The 20,871-nt window shown below is 64.2% G+C and carries 17 protein-coding genes; 7 read left to right on the forward strand and 10 right to left on the reverse strand.

Annotated elements, in window-relative coordinates; genetic code table 11:
* Positions 1-34 precede the first annotated feature (34 nt).
* Both AB4037_RS11105 and AB4037_RS11110 read right to left on the reverse strand, forming a co-directional pair.
* Positions 35-2,839, reverse strand: a complete 2,805-nt coding sequence (locus AB4037_RS11105; protein ID WP_441771553.1) for a caspase family protein — start codon at positions 2,837-2,839, stop codon at positions 35-37.
* 176 nt (positions 2,840-3,015) lie between these two features.
* Positions 3,016-3,378: a hypothetical protein gene (locus AB4037_RS11110; RefSeq protein ID WP_434959896.1), complete on the reverse strand. Its 363-nt coding sequence runs from the start codon at positions 3,376-3,378 to the stop codon at positions 3,016-3,018.
* A 101-nt stretch (positions 3,379-3,479) separates the two neighbouring features.
* Between AB4037_RS11110 and AB4037_RS11115 the strand changes: the two genes are divergently transcribed.
* The 4 genes from AB4037_RS11115 (at position 3,480) to AB4037_RS11130 (ending at position 7,633) form a co-directional block, all read left to right on the forward strand.
* On the forward strand, positions 3,480-3,944 hold the full coding sequence (locus tag AB4037_RS11115) for a MarR family winged helix-turn-helix transcriptional regulator (protein ID WP_441771554.1): 465 nt from the start codon (positions 3,480-3,482) through the stop codon (positions 3,942-3,944).
* Positions 3,937-5,109, forward strand: coding sequence for an HlyD family secretion protein (locus AB4037_RS11120; protein WP_434959898.1), 1,173 nt, complete (start codon positions 3,937-3,939; stop codon positions 5,107-5,109). The genes AB4037_RS11115 and AB4037_RS11120 overlap by 8 nt, the downstream gene beginning before the upstream one ends.
* Before the next feature lie 97 nt (positions 5,110-5,206).
* Positions 5,207-6,781, forward strand: a complete 1,575-nt coding sequence (locus tag AB4037_RS11125) for a DHA2 family efflux MFS transporter permease subunit (RefSeq protein WP_441771555.1) — start codon at positions 5,207-5,209, stop codon at positions 6,779-6,781.
* Positions 6,782-6,880: 99 nt separating this feature from the next.
* Entirely contained in the window at positions 6,881-7,633 is a 753-nt protein-coding gene (locus AB4037_RS11130; RefSeq protein WP_441771556.1) for a response regulator transcription factor, read from the forward strand.
* Between the two features lie 20 nt (positions 7,634-7,653).
* Here the strand turns inward: AB4037_RS11130 and AB4037_RS11135 are convergent, their stop codons facing one another.
* The 3 genes from AB4037_RS11135 to AB4037_RS11145 form a co-directional block, all read right to left on the reverse strand.
* The gene (locus tag AB4037_RS11135; RefSeq protein ID WP_441771557.1) at positions 7,654-8,757 is read right to left on the reverse strand and encodes a polyamine ABC transporter substrate-binding protein; all 1,104 of its coding nucleotides are present in this window, start codon (positions 8,755-8,757) and stop codon (positions 7,654-7,656) included.
* A 108-nt stretch (positions 8,758-8,865) separates the two neighbouring features.
* A complete protein-coding gene (gene aguA / locus AB4037_RS11140; RefSeq protein ID WP_441771558.1) occupies positions 8,866-9,972 on the reverse strand; it encodes an agmatine deiminase in 1,107 nt (368 codons plus the stop codon).
* A 194-nt stretch (positions 9,973-10,166) separates the two neighbouring features.
* Complete coding sequence (locus tag AB4037_RS11145) at positions 10,167-11,498, reverse strand: glycoside hydrolase family 15 protein (protein WP_441771559.1); 1,332 nt, start codon at positions 11,496-11,498, stop codon at positions 10,167-10,169.
* Between the two features lie 266 nt (positions 11,499-11,764).
* On the opposite strand from AB4037_RS11145, the gene AB4037_RS11150 reads away from it, so the two are divergent.
* Complete coding sequence (locus AB4037_RS11150) at positions 11,765-13,894, forward strand: glycoside hydrolase family 3 N-terminal domain-containing protein (RefSeq protein ID WP_441771560.1); 2,130 nt, start codon at positions 11,765-11,767, stop codon at positions 13,892-13,894.
* 119 nt (positions 13,895-14,013) lie between these two features.
* Here AB4037_RS11150 and AB4037_RS11155 read toward each other — a convergent pair whose 3' ends face one another.
* Both AB4037_RS11155 and AB4037_RS11160 read right to left on the reverse strand, forming a co-directional pair.
* Positions 14,014-15,162: an alpha-hydroxy acid oxidase gene (locus tag AB4037_RS11155; protein ID WP_441771561.1), complete on the reverse strand. Its 1,149-nt coding sequence runs from the start codon at positions 15,160-15,162 to the stop codon at positions 14,014-14,016.
* Positions 15,163-15,296: 134 nt separating this feature from the next.
* The gene (locus AB4037_RS11160) at positions 15,297-15,725 is read right to left on the reverse strand and encodes an RES family NAD+ phosphorylase (RefSeq protein WP_441771562.1); all 429 of its coding nucleotides are present in this window, start codon (positions 15,723-15,725) and stop codon (positions 15,297-15,299) included.
* A 258-nt stretch (positions 15,726-15,983) separates the two neighbouring features.
* Here AB4037_RS11160 and AB4037_RS11165 point away from each other — a divergent pair, with 258 nt between their 5' ends.
* A complete protein-coding gene (locus tag AB4037_RS11165) occupies positions 15,984-16,385 on the forward strand; it encodes a DoxX family protein (protein ID WP_441771563.1) in 402 nt (133 codons plus the stop codon).
* A gap of 13 nt (positions 16,386-16,398) precedes the next feature.
* On the opposite strand, the gene opgC is transcribed toward AB4037_RS11165, so the two are convergent.
* Positions 16,399-17,895: an OpgC domain-containing protein gene (opgC, locus tag AB4037_RS11170; RefSeq protein WP_434959908.1), complete on the reverse strand. Its 1,497-nt coding sequence runs from the start codon at positions 17,893-17,895 to the stop codon at positions 16,399-16,401.
* Positions 17,896-18,462: 567 nt separating this feature from the next.
* Here opgC and AB4037_RS11175 point away from each other — a divergent pair.
* Positions 18,463-19,503, forward strand: coding sequence for an alpha/beta hydrolase-fold protein (locus AB4037_RS11175; RefSeq protein WP_434959909.1), 1,041 nt, complete (start codon positions 18,463-18,465; stop codon positions 19,501-19,503).
* Between the two features lie 77 nt (positions 19,504-19,580).
* On the opposite strand, the gene AB4037_RS11180 is transcribed toward AB4037_RS11175, so the two are convergent.
* Positions 19,581-20,366, reverse strand: coding sequence for an SDR family NAD(P)-dependent oxidoreductase (locus tag AB4037_RS11180; RefSeq protein WP_441771564.1), 786 nt, complete (start codon positions 20,364-20,366; stop codon positions 19,581-19,583).
* A complete protein-coding gene (locus tag AB4037_RS11185; protein WP_441771565.1) occupies positions 20,359-20,871 on the reverse strand; it encodes a hypothetical protein in 513 nt (170 codons plus the stop codon). Before AB4037_RS11185 ends, AB4037_RS11180 begins: the two co-directional genes overlap by 8 nt.

Below are 20,871 nucleotides of genomic sequence, written 5' to 3' on the forward strand. Positions count from 1 at the left end.
CCGGCGCGAGCCGGGCGGTTTTCCTTGTCAGGCTTCATTCACAGGGCGGCGCCCCTGGCGTGCCGCACCGACGCTGGCGCCCGCCGCCGGCGGGAGCCGGGCCGCGTTCGCCCGGCGGCGGCCGCATCTGTTGCATCGGCCGGGGGGCCTGCCCGCCGAATTCCGGCTGGGCGCGCGGTGCGGGCGGCTGCCGGTTCATGCGAGGCTGCGCATTCATGGCCGGTGCCATTTCAGGCGCGGATGCCGGATTCAGGCGCTTCTGGCGCGGTGGCGGCGCGCCATTGTCACCAGACCCGCCATCCGGCTGGGTCTGAAGGCGCGGGCGGCGGCCAGCCGGCTGGACCGGCGCATCCGGCTGGCCGGGACCGGCATCGGGTTGCCGGTTCTGCGGACGCCGACGCCCCGGCAGCGGCTGCATCTGCCCGCTGCCATCCGGCAAGGCTTGGCCAGCGGGCGGTAGCGGCTGGCCGAAGCCCTGACCGTCCTGCGCTGGACGACGCTTGCGGCCGGCCGGCTGCGGCGGCGCACCGCCTGCATTGGGCAAGGCCTGCCCGTCGGGTGCGGCACCAGGCACCGGCGCCGGCGCGCCGCCATCCTGGGGCTGGCGCCCTTGTGGCTTCTTGCGGCCGGGACCCGGCTGCTGCTGACTGCCTGCCTTCGGCAAAGGCTTGCCGAGCTGGTTCTCATCGGTGGCCGGTGGCTGTCCCGCGGGCAAGGCCGTGCCATCAGGCTGTTGCCGGCCGCCGGGACGCAGGCGCCCCTTCTGTCCGGGGAGAGGCTGGCCGGGCTGCGCCTGGTCAGGCTGTCCTTCGGGCTGGGTGCCCGGCAAGGGCTGGCCCAGCTGGCCGGGTTTGGCCGCCTTGCCGCCAGGTTGCAGACGGCCCGGCAGCGGCTTGCCAGCGAGCGGCGGCTTGCCGTTGTCGAGCGGCAGGGCCTCGCCGTTCATGCCGGGCAGCGCCTTTCCAGGCTGAGCCTGGCCGGGTTTGAGGCCAGGTTGGGTCTGCCCCGGCTTGAGTTCTCCAGGCTGTGCGGCCTGGCCCGGCTGGGCTTGGCCCGGCAGGAATTGTCCAGGCTGGCCTTTTCCGGGGAGAGCCTGACCTGGGAGTGCTTGCCCTGGCTGGGTCCGCCCTGGCTGAGCCTGACCCGGCAGCAGGCGCCCAGGCTGTTGCGGTGCACCTGGTACCGGCGGCACGCCGACCTCACCCGGCTGTGGCGCCACGACTGGCTGCGTCATCCCAGGTTGCCCACCCCGTCCCCCGCGATTGCGCAGGAAAGGCGGCAGGGCAACGCGAGCGGCGGCGGCCGCTGCACCGATGGCGATCGCCGCACCGGCTGCCTTCTCCCCGGTCGTCAGGCCACCCTCGCCCTCTTGGGGCCGCATGCGCTCCGGCGGAGCCTCCAGCGTCTCGTTGATGATGGTGGCATTGTGGATGTTGTTGAAGATGAAATTCTGCGGCGGCGGCTCGACATAGCGCGGCGGCCGTACCCATTCGGGCATCGCCACATAGCGCGGCGACGGCAGCACATAGTCGTCGATCGGTGGGGGCGGTGGCGGCAATTCCACGAAATCGCGGGGCGGCGGCGGCAGGAAGATCACCGGCGGCGGTGGAGGCGGCGGCAGATCGAATTCGGGGTCGGAGAAAATGATCACCGGCCGTTCGACATAGACCACCTCGACCTCGGGCGGCGGCGGCACGTCATATTCGATCACGTCGAAGGTCGGCGGCGGCTCGATCGCGGCGGACAGATATCTCAGCCGGCGGCGGGCATCCCAGGCATGGGGGCCGCGCGGATAGCGCTTGAGATAGGACCAATAGGCATTCGGCGTATCGCGCTTCCAGGTCTCATGCCAGGTGATGGCTTCGCGCCGGGCCGCCACGATGGCGCGCACGCGCTTGGCCATGGCATCACGCGGAAAGGCGGTCAGGAAATCCTGGTAGCCCTGCATAGTATCCCGGTCGACGGCGGCGACATAGGCATCACGCGCGTCGAAATCGGCGATGCGCTTGGATTGCATCGCCCTGTCTTCCTCAAGCGAAACCTGCGGGGCCGGTGCATCAGCCGCACGGTCGAAGAAACTGAAGGGGGCGCCGAGCTTCGACGCGCTCCAGGGCAGCACCGCGCCGTTGGTCTTCTCGCTCACCCGCAACCGGGTGCGGTCGAATACGTCGTTAATCGGCAGCCCCCCCGTGCGCATCATTTCGGCGAGAGCCTGCGCATAGGCGCCATACGGCCCCTGCTCGGGCGGCGCCGCCGTGCCGGGGGCCGCGTTGAAGGCGATCAGGGCATTGGGCTCGGCATCGACGAGCGCCAGGCCACCTGCGAGGGGCTGGTCACCGCGGGCAAATTGGTTGGCACGCGCACCATCGACCACCACGATACTGGCCTTCAACTGCAAGGCACCAAGCGGCCGAATGAAATCGGAGAGCCGCACCGCCTCGGCTGGTATGGAAGCAGGCGTCTGAATGGCGGAGTCGACGGGCACGAAATAATTCTGCCCTTCCGACTGCAGGCCATAACCGGCGAGATAAACGAAAGCCACCGTGTCGGGTCCCGATGCGGAGGCTTTGTCGAGGAACTCGCGGAACGCCTTGCGCAGCGAATCCTGGTCGAGATCGCGGGCGCCGGTGACGTCGAACCCGGCAGCCTGCAGGGTCTGGGCGATCAGGCCCGCATCATTGGCGCTGGTCGCCAACGGCCCGGCCTTGTAGTCGGCATTGCCTATGACTAGGGCAATGCGCTTTTCACCCTGGCTTTGTGCCCGGGCTGGTTGCAGCGGCAAACTCGCTGCAAGCAGAATGAACAGGAGCGCACAAGCGCTGCGGAATGTCGCGGACATTGATCTGGCCCTCTTGGTTTCCACCCGGCGTGGGCCGAGCTCGAACGGCTCATGGCCTGTGAGTACAACCTAAGCGATAGCTTGGCCGACTTGTATGGCGTGTGAACCAAAGGGGGCTGTTTTGGGGCGTTGTGGAGGCAATAGCGAGGCCAGCGCCCGAAAGCGGACCGGGAACGCTAGTTTTGGTCCTGGCATAGGATGATCGGCGATGCCAGGGCGGCGACATAGCCGGCGCCCTGATAGACCTGGGCGTTGTTGGCGCCGGGCGGCAGGAGGAAGGATCCGCTCACCACCTGCGGGACGTTGCCGACCTGCAGGAGGCTCCAGCTGAAATTGCACAGTTGCGCCGGCTTGGTCGGCGCCAGGTGAGAGCAATTGAGCAGCGCTCCTCCCAGCATGGCCGCGCCGCCGCAGCTGACGAACCGCGGGGCAGCAACCGCCGGATCGGTGCCGAGCGCCAGGGCAAGCAAGGCCGCGCAAAACAGGCCAGCCCCTGTCAGTACCCGGCTTCGATCAAATCTTGCGTGATCAGCAGGCATTTTGCGGTTCGTACCCATCTGCCCGATTGCATTTGAGGCATCCTTGTTATAATCATACACAAACATAAGCAAGCTTATAATTAGAACGGCATGCTCTAGATATGCTCAACCCGCCCACCCTCGGCTTCATCCTGCATGACGTCGCCCGCCTGATGCGCAAACGCTTCGAACAGCAAGCCGGCGATATCGGCTTGACGCGCTCGCAATGGCAGGCGCTCGCCTTTCTCTCCCGCAGCGAGGGTATCCATCAGAGCGGGCTTGCCGAACTGCTCGAGATCGAGCCGATCACCCTGGTGCGCATTCTCGACAAGCTGGAAGCGCGTGGGCTGATCGAACGGCGCCAGCATGCATCCGACCGCCGGGTCTGGCTGCTTTTCCTGACGCCGGCCGCCCATCCCATTCTCGCCGAGATGCGCGCTGTCGGCGACAGGACCCGGGCCGAGGCCCTGGCGTCCATCCCGGACGAAGACCGCGTGAAATTACTCGACACCCTGACGCAGATGAAGGCCAACCTTCTCGAAGCCTGCCGCCAGCCGGTCGACGACAAGGAGGCAAATCATGGCTGATGGCAGTAACCAGGCCCAGAAACTCGAAAGCCCTGTCGAGATCGACCGGCTCGCCGGCGACAAGGCCAATCAGGGCACATCCACGCCGCAGCCGGCCAAGATGCGCAAGCGCTCGCTGACCCGTCCCCTGCTGTTTGCCTTGCTGCCGATCGCCGTCGTGGCTGGCGGCTACTTCTATGTCACCGGCGGGCAGGTGATGGAGACGGACAATGCCTATGTGCAGGCGGCGATGGTCGGCATATCGACCGATGTCGCGGGCACGGTGGTGGAGATCGACGTCGTCGAGAGCCAGGCCGTCAAGAAGGGAGACGTGCTCTACCGCATCCGTCCCGACAGTTACCGCACGGCGCTGGAAGGGGCGGAAGCGCAGCTCGGCACCGTGCGCAACCAGGTTCTGACCCTGCAGGCGAGCTACGCCCAGGCCGAGGCCCAGATCGTCCAGGCCAAGGCCGACATTCCCTTCTACGAAGCCCAGTTCAAGCGCCAGCAGGATCTGCAGGCTTCAAGCGCCGCCTCCAAGCAGACCTTCGACCAGGCCAAGCACGATCTCGACGCGGCGCGCCAGAAGGTCATCGTGGCCGAGGCCAATGCCCAGGCCATGCTGGCCCAGCTCGGCGGCGACGCTTCCCTGCCGGTGGAAAAGAACCCCTTCTACCTCCAGGCCCAATCGGCCGTCGACAATGCCAAGCGCGATCTCGGCGACAGCGTGGTGCGAGCTCCCTTCGACGGCATCGTCACCAATGTCGACGCCCTGCAGCGCGGCGCCTATCTCAACGCCTCCCAGCGCGCCTTCAACCTGGTCTCCACCACCAATGTCTGGGTGGATGCGACCCCTAAGGAGACCGAGCTCACCTATGTCAAACCCGGCCAGCCGGTCGAGATTTCGGTGGACACCTATCCGGGCGTGACCTGGACCGGCAAGGTCGAGACCATCAGCCCGGCCTCCGCCTCGAGCTTTTCCCTGCTGCCGGCACAGAACAGCTCCGGCAATTGGGTGAAGGTGGTCCAGCGCATTCCCATGCGCATCAGCATCGATCCTGCGCCCGACAAACCAAGCCTGCGTTTGGGCATGAGCGTAGTGGTCGGTGTCGACACCGGCCACGCCCGCGGCCTGCCCAGCTTCGTGACGAGCTGGTTCGGCCAGGCCAAGCCGAGCGCCGGCTGACGACAGAGCCGCCGCGCCTTCCTGCGCGCCGGCCCGCCCTTTGAGCACCTAATTATTTCATCACCATAGTCCCATATCGTTGCGAACGAGGCCCGCCATGAGCGCATCCGCCACCGCGAGCGCCGGCCCGATACCCAGCCCTGCCCGCCCGGCTCCCACGGTCGCCAATCGCGGCGCCATCACCGCCTGCGTCATCCTGGCAGTGATCATGCAGGCGCTCGACACCACCATCGCCAATATCGCCCTGCCGCATATCCAGGGCAGTGTTTCCGCCAGCCAGGACCAGATCAACTGGGTGCTGACCTCCTATATCGTGGCGGCGGCGATCATGACGCCGCCCTCCGGCTTCCTCGCGGCCCGTTTCGGCCGCAAGCGCCTGCTGCTCGTCTCCATCATCGGCTTCGTGGTCGCCTCCATGCTGTGCGGCATGGCCCAGTCCCTGATACAGATCGTCGGTTTCCGCCTGATGCAGGGCGTGTTCGGCGCCGCCCTGGTGCCGCTGGCCCAGGCTATCATGCTCGACATCTACACGCCCGAGGAGCGCGGCGGGGCCATGGCCGTGTTCGGCGTCGCCGTGATGGTGGGACCGGTACTCGGCCCCGTCATCGGCGGCTGGCTGACCGACCACATTTCCTGGCGGTGGATCTTCTACATCAACCTGCCGATCGGCCTCGTCGCCATGCTCGGCGTGATGGCCTTCGTCACCGAGACCCGCAGCAGCACGGCCGTCAAGCTCGACTGGCTCGGCTTCGGCATGCTGTCCATCGCCATCGGGGCCCTGCAGGTGCTGCTCGATCGCGGCGAACAGCTCGACTGGTTCTCCTCGGGCGAGATTCAGCTCGAGGCCCTGATCTGCATCGGCACCTTCTACATCTTCCTGGTCCACACCTTCACGGGCAAGGAACCCTTCGTGAAGCCGCGCCTGTTCGTCGACCGCAATTTTGCGGTCGGGGTGGTGCTCATCTCGGCGGTCGGCCTGACCTATTACGCCGCCATGGCGCTGATGACGCCCTATCTGCAATCACTGATGGGCTATCCCGTGGTGACCGCCGGCCTGGTGATGGGGCCGCGCGGCATCGGCACCATGGTCTGCATGTTCATCGTCGGCCGCCTGGTCGGAAAGCTCGACACGCGCGTGCTGTTGCTGATCGGCTTCGGCCTGACCGCCTGGTCGCTCTACGACATGACCGGCTGGACCCCCGATATCTCGCAATGGCAGATCATCGTCACCGGCTTCGTCCAGGGCGCCGGCCTCGGCTTCCTGTTCGTACCGCTCACCACAGTGACCTTCCAGACCCTGGATGCCAGCCTGCGCGGCGACGGCACCGGCCTCTACAACCTTTCGCGCAACATCGGCTCCAGCGTCGGCATTTCCATGACCGCCGCCCTGCTGACCGAAAAAACCCAAGCCAATCACGCCGATATCGTCGCCCACATCACCCCCTACAACCAGACCCTGCAGGACATGACCCGGGCGAAGGTGATCGATCCGATGAGCGCCGCAGGGCAGACCATGCTCGACGGGATGGTCACCCATCAGGCGACCATCATCGCCTATATCGACGATTTCAAGCTGATGATGCTGCTGACGCTGGCTGCGATGCCGCTGGTCTTCTTCCTGAGAAAGGCAGCAAAGCCGCCGGAGATGGACCACAGCATGGCAATGGAGTGAGGGCTTGCCGAGGCCAGCCGGCTCATCCGCACCGATTTGAGCCCGCAGGACTTTATGCCATGTTCTTGGCAGACTCGAAGAACATGCGATGGCCATCCCATGGAATCAGGGCTCCCCTTCTCCCGCTTTGCGCAGTGGAACCGCGGCCTCGCCGAGGCGATCGTCGCGACGTCCCCGGCGCAACTTGCGGGTCGCTTTGCGCCGACTGCCCGTGATCTGCTGGCTGCGGACAGCTGCCATGTCGGCCTCTATCTGCGGGAAGGCGCCTGCGTGACCATAGACGGCGAGCGGCCCGACCGCTGGAACCGCCAATATGACAGGGGCCTCTTTCGCGAAGATCCCTTCTTCCAGAAATTCGCCGCCACGCAGGACGACTTCCTGCTGCCGCTGTCCAGCTTCGACGCTTTCCACTTCGAGAGGACGCCCTATTATCGGGACTTCTACCTGCCGTCGCGGACCATCGACGAGATCACCGGCGTGTTCAATCTCTCCCCCGGCGTCGCCGGCTACGTGACCTTCTTCCGCCATATGGGCAGCCCCGGCTTCATCCCTGCCGACCTTGCCCTCGCTGAAGGCGCCGGCGATGCCGTCCGGCTCGTGCTGGGGCGGCTTTGGCAGCTCTGGCAGTCTGGCGCTTCGATCAGGGGAACCGCCAACCGCGTCGAACTCAGTCCCCGGGAGGGCCAGATTCTCGACCTCCTCATGGATGGCGGCTGCGCCAAGACCATCGCCCGCACGCTCGCCATATCGCCGGGCACGGTGCGCAATCACATCAAGAGCGTCTATGCCAAGCTGGGCGTCCATTCCCAGGTCGAACTGCTCGCCGGCGGGGGCGACAGACGCATGCTTTGACGCGGCGTCTCAAGCCAGGCTCACTGCCCTGTCAGGATCCGCGTCCACGCCCTGGTTTGACGGCGAAGCACCGCCACGTCGGAATTGGTCACCACGAACAGCCGGGCCTTCACCTCCTCCGGCGGATAGATGCCAGGGTCCTTGGCAATCGCCTCGGTGAGCAGTGGCCGCGCTTCGGGCACCGCATTGGCATAGGATATGAAATTGGAATTGGCGGCCGCGATGTCGGGCCGCAGATTGAAGTCGATCCAGCGCATGGCATTGTCGGGATGCCGCGCATCCTTGGGCACGGCCATGGTGTCGAAATTCACCAGCGTGCCCTCTCGCGGAATGGCATAGGCCACCGTGACCGGCTTGGCCGCCGCCGCACCACGCGTCTTGGCCTGCAGGATGTCGCCGGACCAGCCCAGCGCCAGGCAGATGTCGCCATTGGCCAGGTCATTGATGTAGCGCGAGGAATGGAAATAGCGGATGGAGGGCCGCACTTTCTTCAGCAGAGCTTCGGCTTTGGCGAGGTCATCGGGTGCGGTGGAGTGCGGATCGAGCTTGAGATAAGCCAGCGCCATGGGAATCACCTCCGTCGGCGCGTCGATCATGGCAACGCCACAATCGGCGAAACGCTGGACGATCGCCGGGTCGAAGATCATGGCGAAGGAGTCGACGGGCGCATCCGGCATCCGGCGCTTGATGGCCTCGATATTGTAGCCGATGCCGTCCGTCACACCCATATAGGGCATAGCATGTAGGTTGCCGCGATCGGCCTGCGCGATTAGGGCCAGCACCTTCGGGTCCACCTTGGCGGCGTTGGGCATGGCCTCGCGCCGTAGAGGCTGCAATGTCTCGGCCTTGATCTGGTTCCTGAGGAACGGAAAGGCGGAGGGATAAACCACGTCATAGCCGGAGCGGCCCGCGAGCAGTTTGGTCTCCAGCATCTCGTTGCCGTCGTAATTGTCGTAGACGACCTTGATCCCAGTCTCTTTCTGGAATTTCTCCACCGTGTCGGGCGCGATGTAATCCGTCCAATTGTAAACGTTGACGACTTTCTCCTCCTCCGCCCGGACTGGAGCCAGGCCGATAAGGGCGAGACATATGACAAGGACGACCGAACGAAGCAGGGAGCGCATGCGAACCTCCTTTGCAGTCTAGGGAGCGTTTCCGGTCCGCTCAGACCGGAAAGGTGCCCATCTCGTTGAGATCATGACGAGAATTATCCAGGCAGACCGAAGCCGGCTCTAGGCGCGACGACCGGCATAAACAGGCAGCGTGATGCAGGCGACATTGCCGCCGCCGAGCAGGATCTCGCGCGAATTCTCGATTCCGACGATGGCATGGTCGGGGAAAAGCTCGGCCAGGATGGCTTTGGCCGGGCGATCGAGAGCGCAGCCGAATTCGGGAACGACCACCACGCTGTTGCCGGGATAGTAATTGATGTAGCTCGCCGCGATGCGATTGCCCGCCGGCCGCGCCCAGCTCAATTCGACCTGGTCCACCCCCTCGCTTTCCTCCGTCGTGGTCTCGATCGGCAGGGGATGGGGCAGCTTGTGCACTTTCAGCGCTCTTCCCCGGGCGTCGCGCGCCGAGCGCAGCACGTCCTCGGCCTCGCGCACGATCTCATATTGCGGATCGTCCTTGTCGTCGGTCCAGCTCAACACCACCTCGCCGGGGCGCACGAAACAGCAGATGTCGTCGACATGGCCGTCGGTCTCGTCGAAGGCGAAACCCCGCGGCAGCCAGACGATGGTGTCGATGCCGAGATAGTCGGCGAGTTGCTGTTCCACCGCCGCCTGGCCGACATGGCCGTTGCGGTTGGCATTGAGCAGGCATTGCGCGGTGGTGACCAGCGTGCCCTGCCCGTCGCATTGCAGGCCCCCGCCCTCAGCGATCAGGCTGGAACGGTAACGGTCCATCCGCTCGATTTCGAGGACCTTGTGGGCGAGCTGGTCATCGAGATCCCAGGGGAAATAGAGCCCGCCATTCAGCCCGCCATAGGCATTGAAGGTCCAGTCGACACCGCGCACCTCGCCCTGGTCGTTGACCACGAAATTGGGGCCGCTGTCGCGCAGCCAGGAATCATTGCTCGACATTTCGACCAGCCGCACCGCATCGGGCAGGCATGCTCGGGCATGGCGCCATTGCCGCGCCGAGACGATCACGGTGACGGGCTCGCTTGCAGCAATCGCCGCGGCGACACGTACGAACAGCTTTTGCGCCGGCTTGGCTCCAAGCCGCCAGGTGTCGGGCCGTTCGGGCCAGATCAACCAACAACCGGCTTTCGGCTCGAACTCGCCGGGCGCGCGGAAACCATCCTGTCGCGGCGTGGTGGTGAGCGTTTTCGACAAGGCGTTCCCCTCCGATGCGAAGCTATCTCAGCGGCTTGCCCGATATCGTAGAGGTCCTGCCGAGGCCGGCGCCATGTCCCATTTGGGATAGAGCGTTTTCCAGAAAAGTTGATAGACTTTTCGATTAAGAAAACGCGTCAAAACAAATAGTTATAGCAAAATGTGATTCAGGGAAATCGCATTTGCTCCAGCGCTCACCCAGCCTTCCGCCTTGCCTCCACCGCCGTGATGAAGCCGGCATAGCTCCAGGCCAGATGCTTGGCCGAGGTATGCTCGCCGGTCACCCGGTCGAACTGCTCGGACATTTCGCCGTCATCGGGCGTGAAGGCACGGATGGTCTCCAGATAGGCATCTCCCCGCGCCTTCAGGCGATCGGCTGCTTGTGGGTCCTCCGCCCGCAGGGCGGCCGCGCGCAGATAGCAGAATTCGGCTGCCGCCTGCGTCGAGAAATAGTAGGCCCCGCCGGAGTAATATTCGTCGCCCCGGTAACGGCCGAGGGCAATGCCGCGCCCTTCCGGCCGGCCACGGTTGATCGCATACTCCTCTTCGAAGATCGCATCGAGGCGATCCAGCGTCGCTTCCATCCGGGCATCGTGCGGCGAATGGGTGGGCAGGGCACCGCCGGCATGGATAGAAGCGAGGATGACGGCGATATCGAGGTCCTTCGGTGTCGGCTTGCCGTCCTCGGTCAGGCGCGAACGGTAGAACCCCTCCTCGGGTTGCCAGAAATGGTGGAGACGGCCCTGGATCTCGGCGGCATCCGCCCGGGCGCGCTGCGCGGCCCCGGCATCGCCCTGCGCCGCCAGCCAGGAGGCCCCCTCCTCCAGTGCCGCCGCCTCGATGCGCAGCGTGTAGTAGTGATGCGCCTTTTCTTCCTCCCAGATGTCGTAGCTCGGCTCACGCCAATGGGCGAGGACGAAGCGGATATCCTCGTCCAGCAAGGTTGCGATGTTCGCATCGTGCCGAACGCCGAAACCACGGTGGTTGCTCCAGCGCAGCACCGTCAGCACTCGGGCTGCGATGCCATCATATTGCGGACGGTTCCAGCGTGAAATGTCGAGGCGGCCGTCCGGATTGACCCGCGTCTCGCCCCGCACCGTATGCGCGGCGAGATCGGCGTCGTCGCGCAGGAACTGTTCGAAATCCGGACTGACGCGGTCGCGCCAGCCGGGTTGCAGCGCCCTGCCCGGATCGGTGCGGATATCATCGAGACCCAGGCTGAAATCCACGAAATCACAGAAATGGGCCGCTGCCGTCTCGCTGTCGAGCCAGCGGGGGTCGATCTGTCGCAGCGCGTCGATCACCACGGCCGAGTCGCGATACCAGTGGAAGAAATAATCGGGATCCGGATCGTAGGAGGCCGGCACGGGCGATGCCACCACCGACCCTCTTTTCGGCGTGATGCTTTGGCCGAAGCCCGGCCGTTCCTTCACAGTGGCCGTGGCGGAGATTGCAAGCTGCATGTTCCTGACGGCAATGGGATATTGCCGCTCGATCCAGCGATCCAGGTCCGTGATCACACTCATCTGCTCTCTCCGATTCTCGGAGCAAAATGCGTTAATCGGAAACGGCATTTTGCTCCAACTCTTTGTTTCCACGCCAATCCAACCGATTGGCCAGATCGTCTTTGCGGTTACTGGCGCTTCCGCCAAATCGCAATATCTCTGGCGATGCTAACCAAGGTAGGGATTGAACAGAAGCCGCGAGGCGTTAAGCAAGGAGCAGAAGCTGATTTGCTCATCGGCCCCGCCGATCCCGCGATCAGCAAAAGCCTGCCGAACGAGGAGTTGTGATGAGCCGCATCGAAACCCTGCTGTCCAAGATGACGCTGCGAGAAAAACTCGGCCAGCTCAATATGGTTGCCTCGGGCTATGCGGTGACCGGCCCGTTGCTCGGTGGGGACTCGCCCGATGCCATCCGCTCCGGCGATATCGGCAATCTTCTCAACATGGTCGGCGTCGATCACGTCAACGAGGTCCAGCGCATCGCCGTGGAGGAATCGCGCCTCGGCATTCCGCTGCTGCTCGGCTTCGACGTCATCCACGGCCACAAGACGGCGTTTCCGGTGCCGCTGGCTGAGGCCGCCATGTTCGATCAGGCCGCCTGGGCCCGTACGGCGCGCATCGCGGCGGTGGAGGCCTGGAATGATGGCCTCGCCTTGACCTTCGCTCCGATGATCGATGTCTCCAGGGACCTGCGCTGGGGCCGCATCGTCGAAAGCGCAGGCGAGGATTCCTGGCTCAACGCCGAAATGGCGATCGCCAAGATCAAGGGTTTCCAAGGCTCGGATCTCTCGGCCGTCGGTTCGATCGCCGCCACCGCCAAGCATTTCTGCGCCTATGGCGCACCGGTGGCCGGGCGTGAATATGCTTCGGTCGATGTTTCCGACCGCGCCTTGCACGAGATCTATCTGCCGCCCTTCGTGGCCGCCGTGAAGGCGGGCGTTGCGGCAATCATGCCAGCCTTCAACAGCCTGGCCGGCATGCCGATGACGGCGCATGAGCCGCTGCTCAAGGGCTGGCTGCGCGACAAGCTGGGCTTCGACGGCGTCATCATCAGCGACTACAACGCCGTGGCCGAACTGATGAACCATGGTGTGGCCGGCAACCTGGCCGAGGCCGCTGCTCTCTCCCTGCGGGCGGGTGTCGACATCGACATGGTCTCCAACGCCTATCGCAAGCACCTGCCCGAGGCGCTGTCATCGGGCCTCATCACCATGGAAGAGATCGACGCCAGCGTGCGGCGCGTCCTCGGCCTCAAGGAGCGGCTCGGCCTGTTCGATCAGCCTTATCGGCGCGGCACGGCTCCACTGGCCGCCATGGCCGGCAAGATCGACCATCATGAAGTCGCCCGTGACGCGGCGCGCAAATCCTGCGTCCTGCTTACCAATTACAACGAAGCGCTGCCGCTCACGCGCACCGAGCGCATCGCACTGATCGGCCCCCTCACCGACGCCCAGGCCGATATGCGCGGCCCCTGGGGCGGCGCATCGGTCGCCGAGGACAGCATCACCCTGCGCACCAGCCTCGGCAAGGTCGCCACTGTCGTGGTGCATGCCGAAGGCGTGAAGATCAACTCAGACGACACCTCCGGCATCGCCACCGCGGTGGAGGCGGCGCGCCTCGCCGATACCGTGGTGCTATGCCTGGGCGAGGCGGCACCGATGAGCGGGGAAGCCGCCAGCCGCGCCCATCCGGAGCTTCCGGGCAAGCAGCGCGAACTCGCCGAGGCCATCCTGGCGCTCGGCAAGAAGGTGATCGTCGTGCTCTTCGCCGGCCGGCCGCTCACCTTGCCCTGGCTCTTCCCCAAGGCCTCGGCCGTGCTGATGGCCTGGTTTCCCGGCGAGCAGGCAGGCCCGGCCATCGGCGACCTCCTGATGGGGCAGGAATCGCCCTCCGGCCGCCTGCCGATAAGCTGGCCCGACACGGTCGGACAGGCGCCGCTCTACTACGAGCAATATCCGACCGGACGCCCCTTCAACCCGAACGACCACTACACCTCCAAATATATCGACGCCCCCAATGCGCCGGCCTTTCCCTTCGGCCATGGCCTCACCTATGGCGCCTTCAGCCTGTCCGGCCTGAAAGTGAGCAAAACGATATTCGGCCCCGACGATACCATCGAGGTCAGCGCCACGGTTACGAACACCGGCAAACGCGCCGCCTGGGAGACCGTGTTCCTGTTCACGCATGACCTGGTGGCGAGCCTGTCCCGGCCGTTGCTGGAGCTGAGGGGCTTCGCCAGGATCAGCCTCGATCCCGGCCAGAGCGGCACCGTCACCATCACCTTGGCAGCCAGGGACCTCGCCTTCCCCGGCAAGGACCTGCAGCCGGTTCTGGAAGCCGGCGACTTCGAGATCAAGCTGGGCTCGAGCGCCAGGCGCAGTCAACTCCTGAACACCAGGGTGACGCTCAAACTGTGAGACGGACTGGCATAGGTTGCGATTGCCGGACCGTATTGTGGGTTTGAAAAATCCCGACGATCTGCGCGAGAAACTGGCCGCGGCGACACGCGTCGGGCAGTCCTTCGCGTGGGACAGGTTCAGGAACGCAGGCGAATGTTCTGGCGCGTGAGCTGTGCAATGGTGGTGCAGCCCATCAATTTCATGCCACGCTCGATCTCGATCCGCATCAGCTCCAGGGCGCGTTCGACGGCGGGCTGCCCGCCGGCGGCAAGCGGGAAAAGGTAGTAGCGGCCCAGCCCGACGGCCTTCGCTCCCAGAGACAAGGCCTTGAGGACATGCGTCCCGCGTTGCACGCCGCCATCCATGATGACGTCGATCCGGTCGCCCACCGCATCGACGATCTCCGCCAGCTGGTCGAAGGCGCTGCGCGAGCCATCGAGCTGGCGACCGCCGTGATTGGACAGCACGATCGCACTGCAACCGATCTCGGCCGCGTGCCGGGCATCTTCGACCGACATGATGCCCTTCAGGCAGAACGGCCCGTTCCAATGTCTAATCATCTCGGCCACGTCATCCCAGGACATGGAGGGGTCGAGCATCTCGGTGAAATAACGGCTGATCGACAGCGCTCCGCCGTCCAGCTTGAGGTGCTCTTGCAGCTGAGGCAGCTGGAAGCGTTCATGGGTGAGGTAGTTGACCGCCCAGGCCGGCTTGATCGCGAATTGCAGCATGCCGGCAAGTGTGAGCCTGAAGGGAATGGCAAAGCCCGTCCGCTTGTCGCGCTCCCGATTGCCGCCCGTGATGCTGTCGACCGTCAGCATCATCGCCTGCACGCCGGCGCTTTTGGCGCGCGCCATCATATCGCGATTAAGGCCGCGGTCCCTGTGGAAATAGAACTGATAGATTTGCGGCCCATCGCTGATCCGCCGCGCTTCTTCCAGGCTGACCGTGCCGAGCGAGGATACCCCGAACATCGTACCGTATTTTCCCGCCGCGGCCGCGACGGCCCGCTCGCCCTGGTGGTGAAAGAGGCGCTGGAGAGCAGTCGGCGAACAATAGACCGGCATGGCCAGCTTCTGCCCCATGACCTCGACCGACATGTCCACCTCGGCCACCCCGCGCAGCACGTTCGGCACCAGGTCGCAGGCCTCGAAGGCGGCCGTATTGCGCCGATAGGTCACTTCGTCATCGGCACCGCCGTCGATGTAATCGAAGATCGGCCCCGGTAGACGCTGCTTGGCCATGCGACGAAAGTCGTGAAAATTGCAGCATTGCCCGAGGCGCATCTGGTTGCTCGCTTGGTTCGGCCCGGGCGCACTCTAGGACATGGCCCGAAACATTGCCCAGGCCCTGCCATGCAGTTCGATGCAGAAAGCTGAGGATGACGGTTCGCGGTCCGGTCACGGGCGTTCCACTGGCGCTACACAGGCAAGGGAGGCAGGCTGAGGCATTGCTCGAAACTGAAGGGGCGCACGGTCAAGGGCGCGATCGAACTCGCCCTGGGATGTCTCGGATTCATCAAGATCAGCCTGGCTTCCGGCAGGACGGCTGATGGCACCGAGGCAAGCAGGGAGCGGCTGGAGGACAGCCAGTCATCGCCTCTCGCCCGCTTTTCGATCGGATCCGGCGTAAAGGGGATCGCCTCCGGTTCCTCGTCGGTCTCGGTCCAGCCCAGCAGATAATCCTGATCAATTCCTTCAAGATCACGCGGCAGATAGCGCAAGACGATGAGGACCGCGAGAGCCGCCTCCGAAGCGAAATTGACCACGGGCCGCCCCGGGGAGGTCCAACGGGCGCCATGGCGCTCCGCGCCGCTGCCATCGAGAGCCAGGAAAGGGCGCCGCGCCAATCGCCATAACCGCATGCCGGTCCGAAGCCTCATCGTCGCAAGAATTCAGCGCAGGCACATACTCTCGCAGCCGATTTATGCAACGGAAAAGGCATGGAGTTCCAATCGGCCGCTCACCCGCTGCCTGCCTGCCAGCGTCGACAAGCCCCGTAACACCCGTTCTGAAATTTTTCGGCCGTCTTGTCGGCTCCCCGCTCTGATCGACGTCCTTGTGGCAACGGGCGGATATCCCGCCCCCGCCAACACAGAGGACCGATCATGTCGAGCCAGACTGCCTCCATCTCCAGGGGTGCCTATTGGACGGGCATCGTGCTCAGCACCCTGGTGGTGCTTTTCCTCATCTTCGACGGCGCCATCAAGCTGGCGCCCTTGCAGGTGGTGATCGACACCATGCAGGGCCTGGGCTATCCGCCCGAGCATGCCCGCACCATCGGCGTGATCACCCTCGCCGCCACGGTGCTCTACGCCATTCCGCGCACCTCGATCCTGGGAGCGGTACTGCTGACCGGGCTTCTCGGCGGCGCCATCGCCACCAATCTCAGGGCGGGCACGCCGATCTTCAGCCACCTTCTGTTCGGGGTCTATCTCGGCGTGCTGATGTGGGGCGGCCTCTATCTGCGCGATGCCAGGGTTCGTGCCATCCTGCCCCTGCTGAGCTGAGGCGGGGGCTGGTTCAGCCCCGCACCATCACCGGGCCGCCGGCCGCCTTCTCGGCCTCGCTGAACTTGGCGGCGGCGCACAGGAAGGCGATGCCGCCGCAGACGAGGGCGATCTGGATCCACAGCGAATCGTGGCCCGTCATCAGCACCACCTGGCCGGCCCCGGCCAATAGCGAGAGCAGGAAGAACACCAGCAGGCTATGGCGTCCCAGCATGATCAGAGGCTGCATCACCCGCAATGAAGCGAGTTTCGGCGAGATGCCCAATCCGTAAATAAAGCTGGCCATGCCCAGGAAGTGCACGAGGCGGCCGAGGCCGAGATTGGTCTTGTCGAGGTCAAGCCAGCCATAAACAGCCTCACGCACGCCGAAAGACAGGCCGAAGCCGTTGGTGACCACGAAGGCACCTGCGAAGACGATCAGGCCGCCAAGGGCGAACAGCGGCTTGGAGATCGCAAGCCGGCCCTGCTGCAGCAGCAGGCCGACGGCGATGCCGATCGCCATCATGAACTGCCAGGTGAAAGGATTGAAGAACCAGCCACCGGCGATCGGCCAGGACGGCAGGTTCCAGCCATAATAGCGGGCCAGGCCGTAGAGCAGAGCCGAGGCGGCCAGCATCACGCCAATATGCAGCCGCGCCAGATAGAACAGAGCAGGCACCAGGGCGATAAGGGCGATATAGAGCGGCAGGATGTTGAAATAGCCGATCTGGTGGCCAAGCGAAAGCGTGCCGAGCAGGAAGGTGCTGGCATCCTGGGTATAGAGGTCACGTCCATGCATCGCCATGAGATCGGGCATCCGCCAATGCAGCGCACCGGCTGAGAAGATCGCGATGCCGGCCAGCGTCATCAGGACATGGACGCCATAGAGCTTCAGGGCGCGCTTGCCGAGCGCCAGGGAGACGTCGGCCTCCTTGCCGGCGTTGAACTTGCGGCCATAGGCCAGCGCCATGGCGACACCGGACATGAAGACAAAGGCCTCAGCCGAATCAGACAAGCCGAAATTACGCGAGGTGATGACCTCGAAGAGGTTGCCGGGCATGTGGTTGATGAAGATCGTGCACAGCACGAAGCCGCGCCACATATCGACGGAGATGGCGCGCTGATTGGGCTTCACCGCCGGGCTGGCAGCGACCGGGCGCGGCGGGTTTTGCCGGCGATCGGCGACATAGTCGATCAGCAGGCGCACCGCCTCGCAGGCACCGAAGATCAGGATTGCGGTGAGGGCAAACAAGGCCAGCGCCGGAAGCTGGGCGGGCGCCAGCCACAACGTATAGAAGGGCTGGATGAACAGGAAGGTGACGACGGTAGCCGTCAGCAGGATGGCGAACAGGCCGATCCCGAAGCCGAACAAGACCTCAGCAAGTACAACCGCAGGTAGAAAAACGAAATATGAATAGCTATGCCAGCCCAGATAGGCCTGCAGGAAATAACACGGCACGAACAGAAAGGCCGTAAGCAGATAGGGGCGGATCGTCTTCACCAGTTGGGAGGGGCTGGATTGAATGTTCATGACACGCGCCTTCCACTTCCATCAAGTCGTCTCGCCGCGACGCGCTCGGATTGCCGCGACCGGCCACCAACACTTTGGTACCCTTCTTTCAGCGCCTCGCTCAACTGAGTCCTGGAGCTTGGGGCATAGTGGCGGTCTCATCCTGTACGGGGGATGAACGAGTTGGGAGCAAAAAAGTTGCCAGAAAAATTGTCAGAAAAGCTGCCTGGCGTGTTGCATCATCGCCACGCCGGTCGACAAAATTGACGTCAAACCGCTTTTGATTGGAATTTTGTGATTGTTTCCCAATTTGTGACACAGCTTGTCGGCATAAGCGCTCCGTCAAGCAGCCTCAGCGCGCGGCGTGTTCCGGCATCGATCCCGTCTTTCAGCGGCAACGATGCAACGGATGTGTCCAGCGATTGCCGGCTTTCGACGAATTCGCTTGTCGCACGGACACAATACGAGCTTGAAATGCGCATGGCTTGGCCGGAATCCGCCAGTGTCTTTTCTGTTCTCCGCAGGATCTCAAACGCTTGCGGAGTTTCCCGATACTGCCCGCGAATGGGCAGTATCGGGAAACTCCGCTTGGCCGCGGCGCTTTGCCTCGGCCTCCTGGCCGGACTGGCGGGCGGCAGTCACGGTGCACAGGCCAGCACGCTCGAGGAAATGTCCTTTCCTAGCAAGGCCTTGGGCAGGCCTTTGACCGTGTCGGTCTATCGGCCGGACCTGCCGGCCCCGGAAACGGGTTGGCCGGTGCTCTATCTCCTCCATGGGCGCGATGCGAACAATCGCGACTGGTCCTCTCTCGCCACAATCAAGGCCACGCTCGATCGCCTGATCAAAAGCGGGCGGATCAACCCGATGCTGGTCGTGATGCCGTCCGCCGGCAATAGCTGGTATGTCGATTCTGCCGATGTGAAGGGCCCGGGCAACTACGAAACCGCGCTCCTCAACGAGTTGCCGACCGCTTTCGAGAAGCGCTTCGCGCCCCATTGCACCCGCAAGTCCCGCGCCATTGCCGGCATTTCCATGGGTGGCTTCGGCGCGTTGCGCTTTGCCTTCAAGCGGCCGGATCGCTATGTCGCGGTCGCCAGCCTGTCCGGCGCCCTGTGGCAGAACATTCCGACCTCCCAGACCATGACGGCATGGCCGGGAGCGAGCGGCAGCTATTTCAAACGCATCGATCAGGCAACCGTGGTCGGCGGGCCCGACTTGCCGCCGGAGGGCGCCCATTTTGGCGGCGCTTTCGGCACGCCCTTCGATGCCAGGCGCTTCAATGACGCCAATGTCTTCACCTTGCTCGCCCGCCAGATCGAGGCCGGTAGCGAACTGCCGGCGATCTACCTTACCGTCGGTGACCATGACGGCCTCAATTTCTGGCGCGGATCCATGGCGCTCTATGAGACGCTGATGGCCGATAAGCTCAACATCGAATTCCGCGTCACCGATGGCGACCACACTTGGTCGCTGTGGCGCAAGACCATCGAGGACGCCCTCGAATTCGTGGATTCGAAATTCACCCCGGTGACAGCTCCGCCCCTGGTGGCCGTGAGCCCCGCCATGCCGAGCGCCGCCAGCGGCGAACCAGCGCCCAAGATGGCCGGCGGCGAGACCGTGGTGAAATAACCCGGCCTCGGCCTCAATATCCTGATACCTCCATAAATCGGCGAGTTGAGTGCGCCGGTCCCGCGCACTCGCACGCCTCATTCCGGCAAGACAATGCCGAGCTTGGCCATCACGCCGCCATCGATCTTGAAATCGCTGCCTGTGATGAAGCGCGCCTTGTCGCTGGCCAGGAATGCGACGGCCTCGGCAATCTCCCAGGGCTGGCCGATGCGTCCGATCGGGTGACCCTTGCCCCAGGCGGCAAGCATGGCTTCCGCGGTCGAATCGCCCTTGTGGAGATCGGCGGCCCAGCGCAGCATCGGCGTGTCGACAGAAGCCGGACAGACGCTGTTGACGGTGATGTTCTCGCCGGCATGGTCGAGCGCCATCGCCCGCACCAGGGCGTTGATGCCGCCTTTGCTGGCGGTGTAGGCGGCGACGGAGGTCTGCGACGCGAAGGCCTGTACCGAAGAAATCGCCACGATCGCGCCGCCACCGCGCCGGCGCATTGCGGGAATGGCGTATTTGGCTGCCAGATAGATGCCCTTCAGATTGACGTCGAGCACGTCGTCCCAGACCTCCTCCGGCGTCTCGACCACCGTACCGTAACGCTGGATGCCGGCGCAGCACACCAGGATGTCGACGCCGCCGAAGGCGCTGGCCGCCTCGGCCGCGGCTGCCTCCATGTCCGCCGCCTTGCGTACATCGCCTGTGAAGCCACGGGCCTTTGAACCGAGGTCCGGGAGCGCCGCTTCGATGGATGCCTTGTCATTGGCCACGATCAGCACCTCGGCTCCACCCTGCGCAAAGCGCGTGGCGCAGGCCAGCCCCATGCCGAGGCTGCCACCGGTTACGATCACGGACTTGCCGGCAAAGTCACTCATGCATTCCCCCTTGCGTCGTCGGCCCCTGCAGGACTGACGCTTCCTTTTCTGTTGTCGAGCGTCTGTAGGAAGATTCTGCCGCACTGTCCCGTTTTTTGAAAGCCATGCGGGACTCTCGCCATTTTGCGATTTTGTCGGCCTCAAGAATCGCGAAGACGCCCCGAACCATAGAACTGGAGCGAAGAAGCGTTGAGGCTTGGACGCATTCTCCTCGAAAGCGCGCCTGTGCTGTTGCAAAAATGTCCCATTTCAGGCAGGAGCGGCACTGGCTGACCGGTTTGTGCCGCAGCGGCCATTGATCTGCCATAATGGAGCTTCCAAAAAGGCAGTTCATTCTACTAAATTGTTTTTGTTTTTTTATTTTGATCCAGTTGGTCTCGTGGCGCCACATCGCTCGGATGGGGATGCCAAGCGCCGCAGCGGCTGGCATCTTGCGATAGGGCGCGTGATGATAGCAGCAATTATTCGGCGTTTTCTTCCTTCCAATCGAGTCGCCCAGCGTCAT

Origin of the sequence: Labrys sp. KB_33_2 (genome assembly GCF_052114505.1) — a bacterium.
In the GTDB taxonomy this organism is placed as follows: domain Bacteria; phylum Pseudomonadota; class Alphaproteobacteria; order Rhizobiales; family Labraceae; genus Labrys.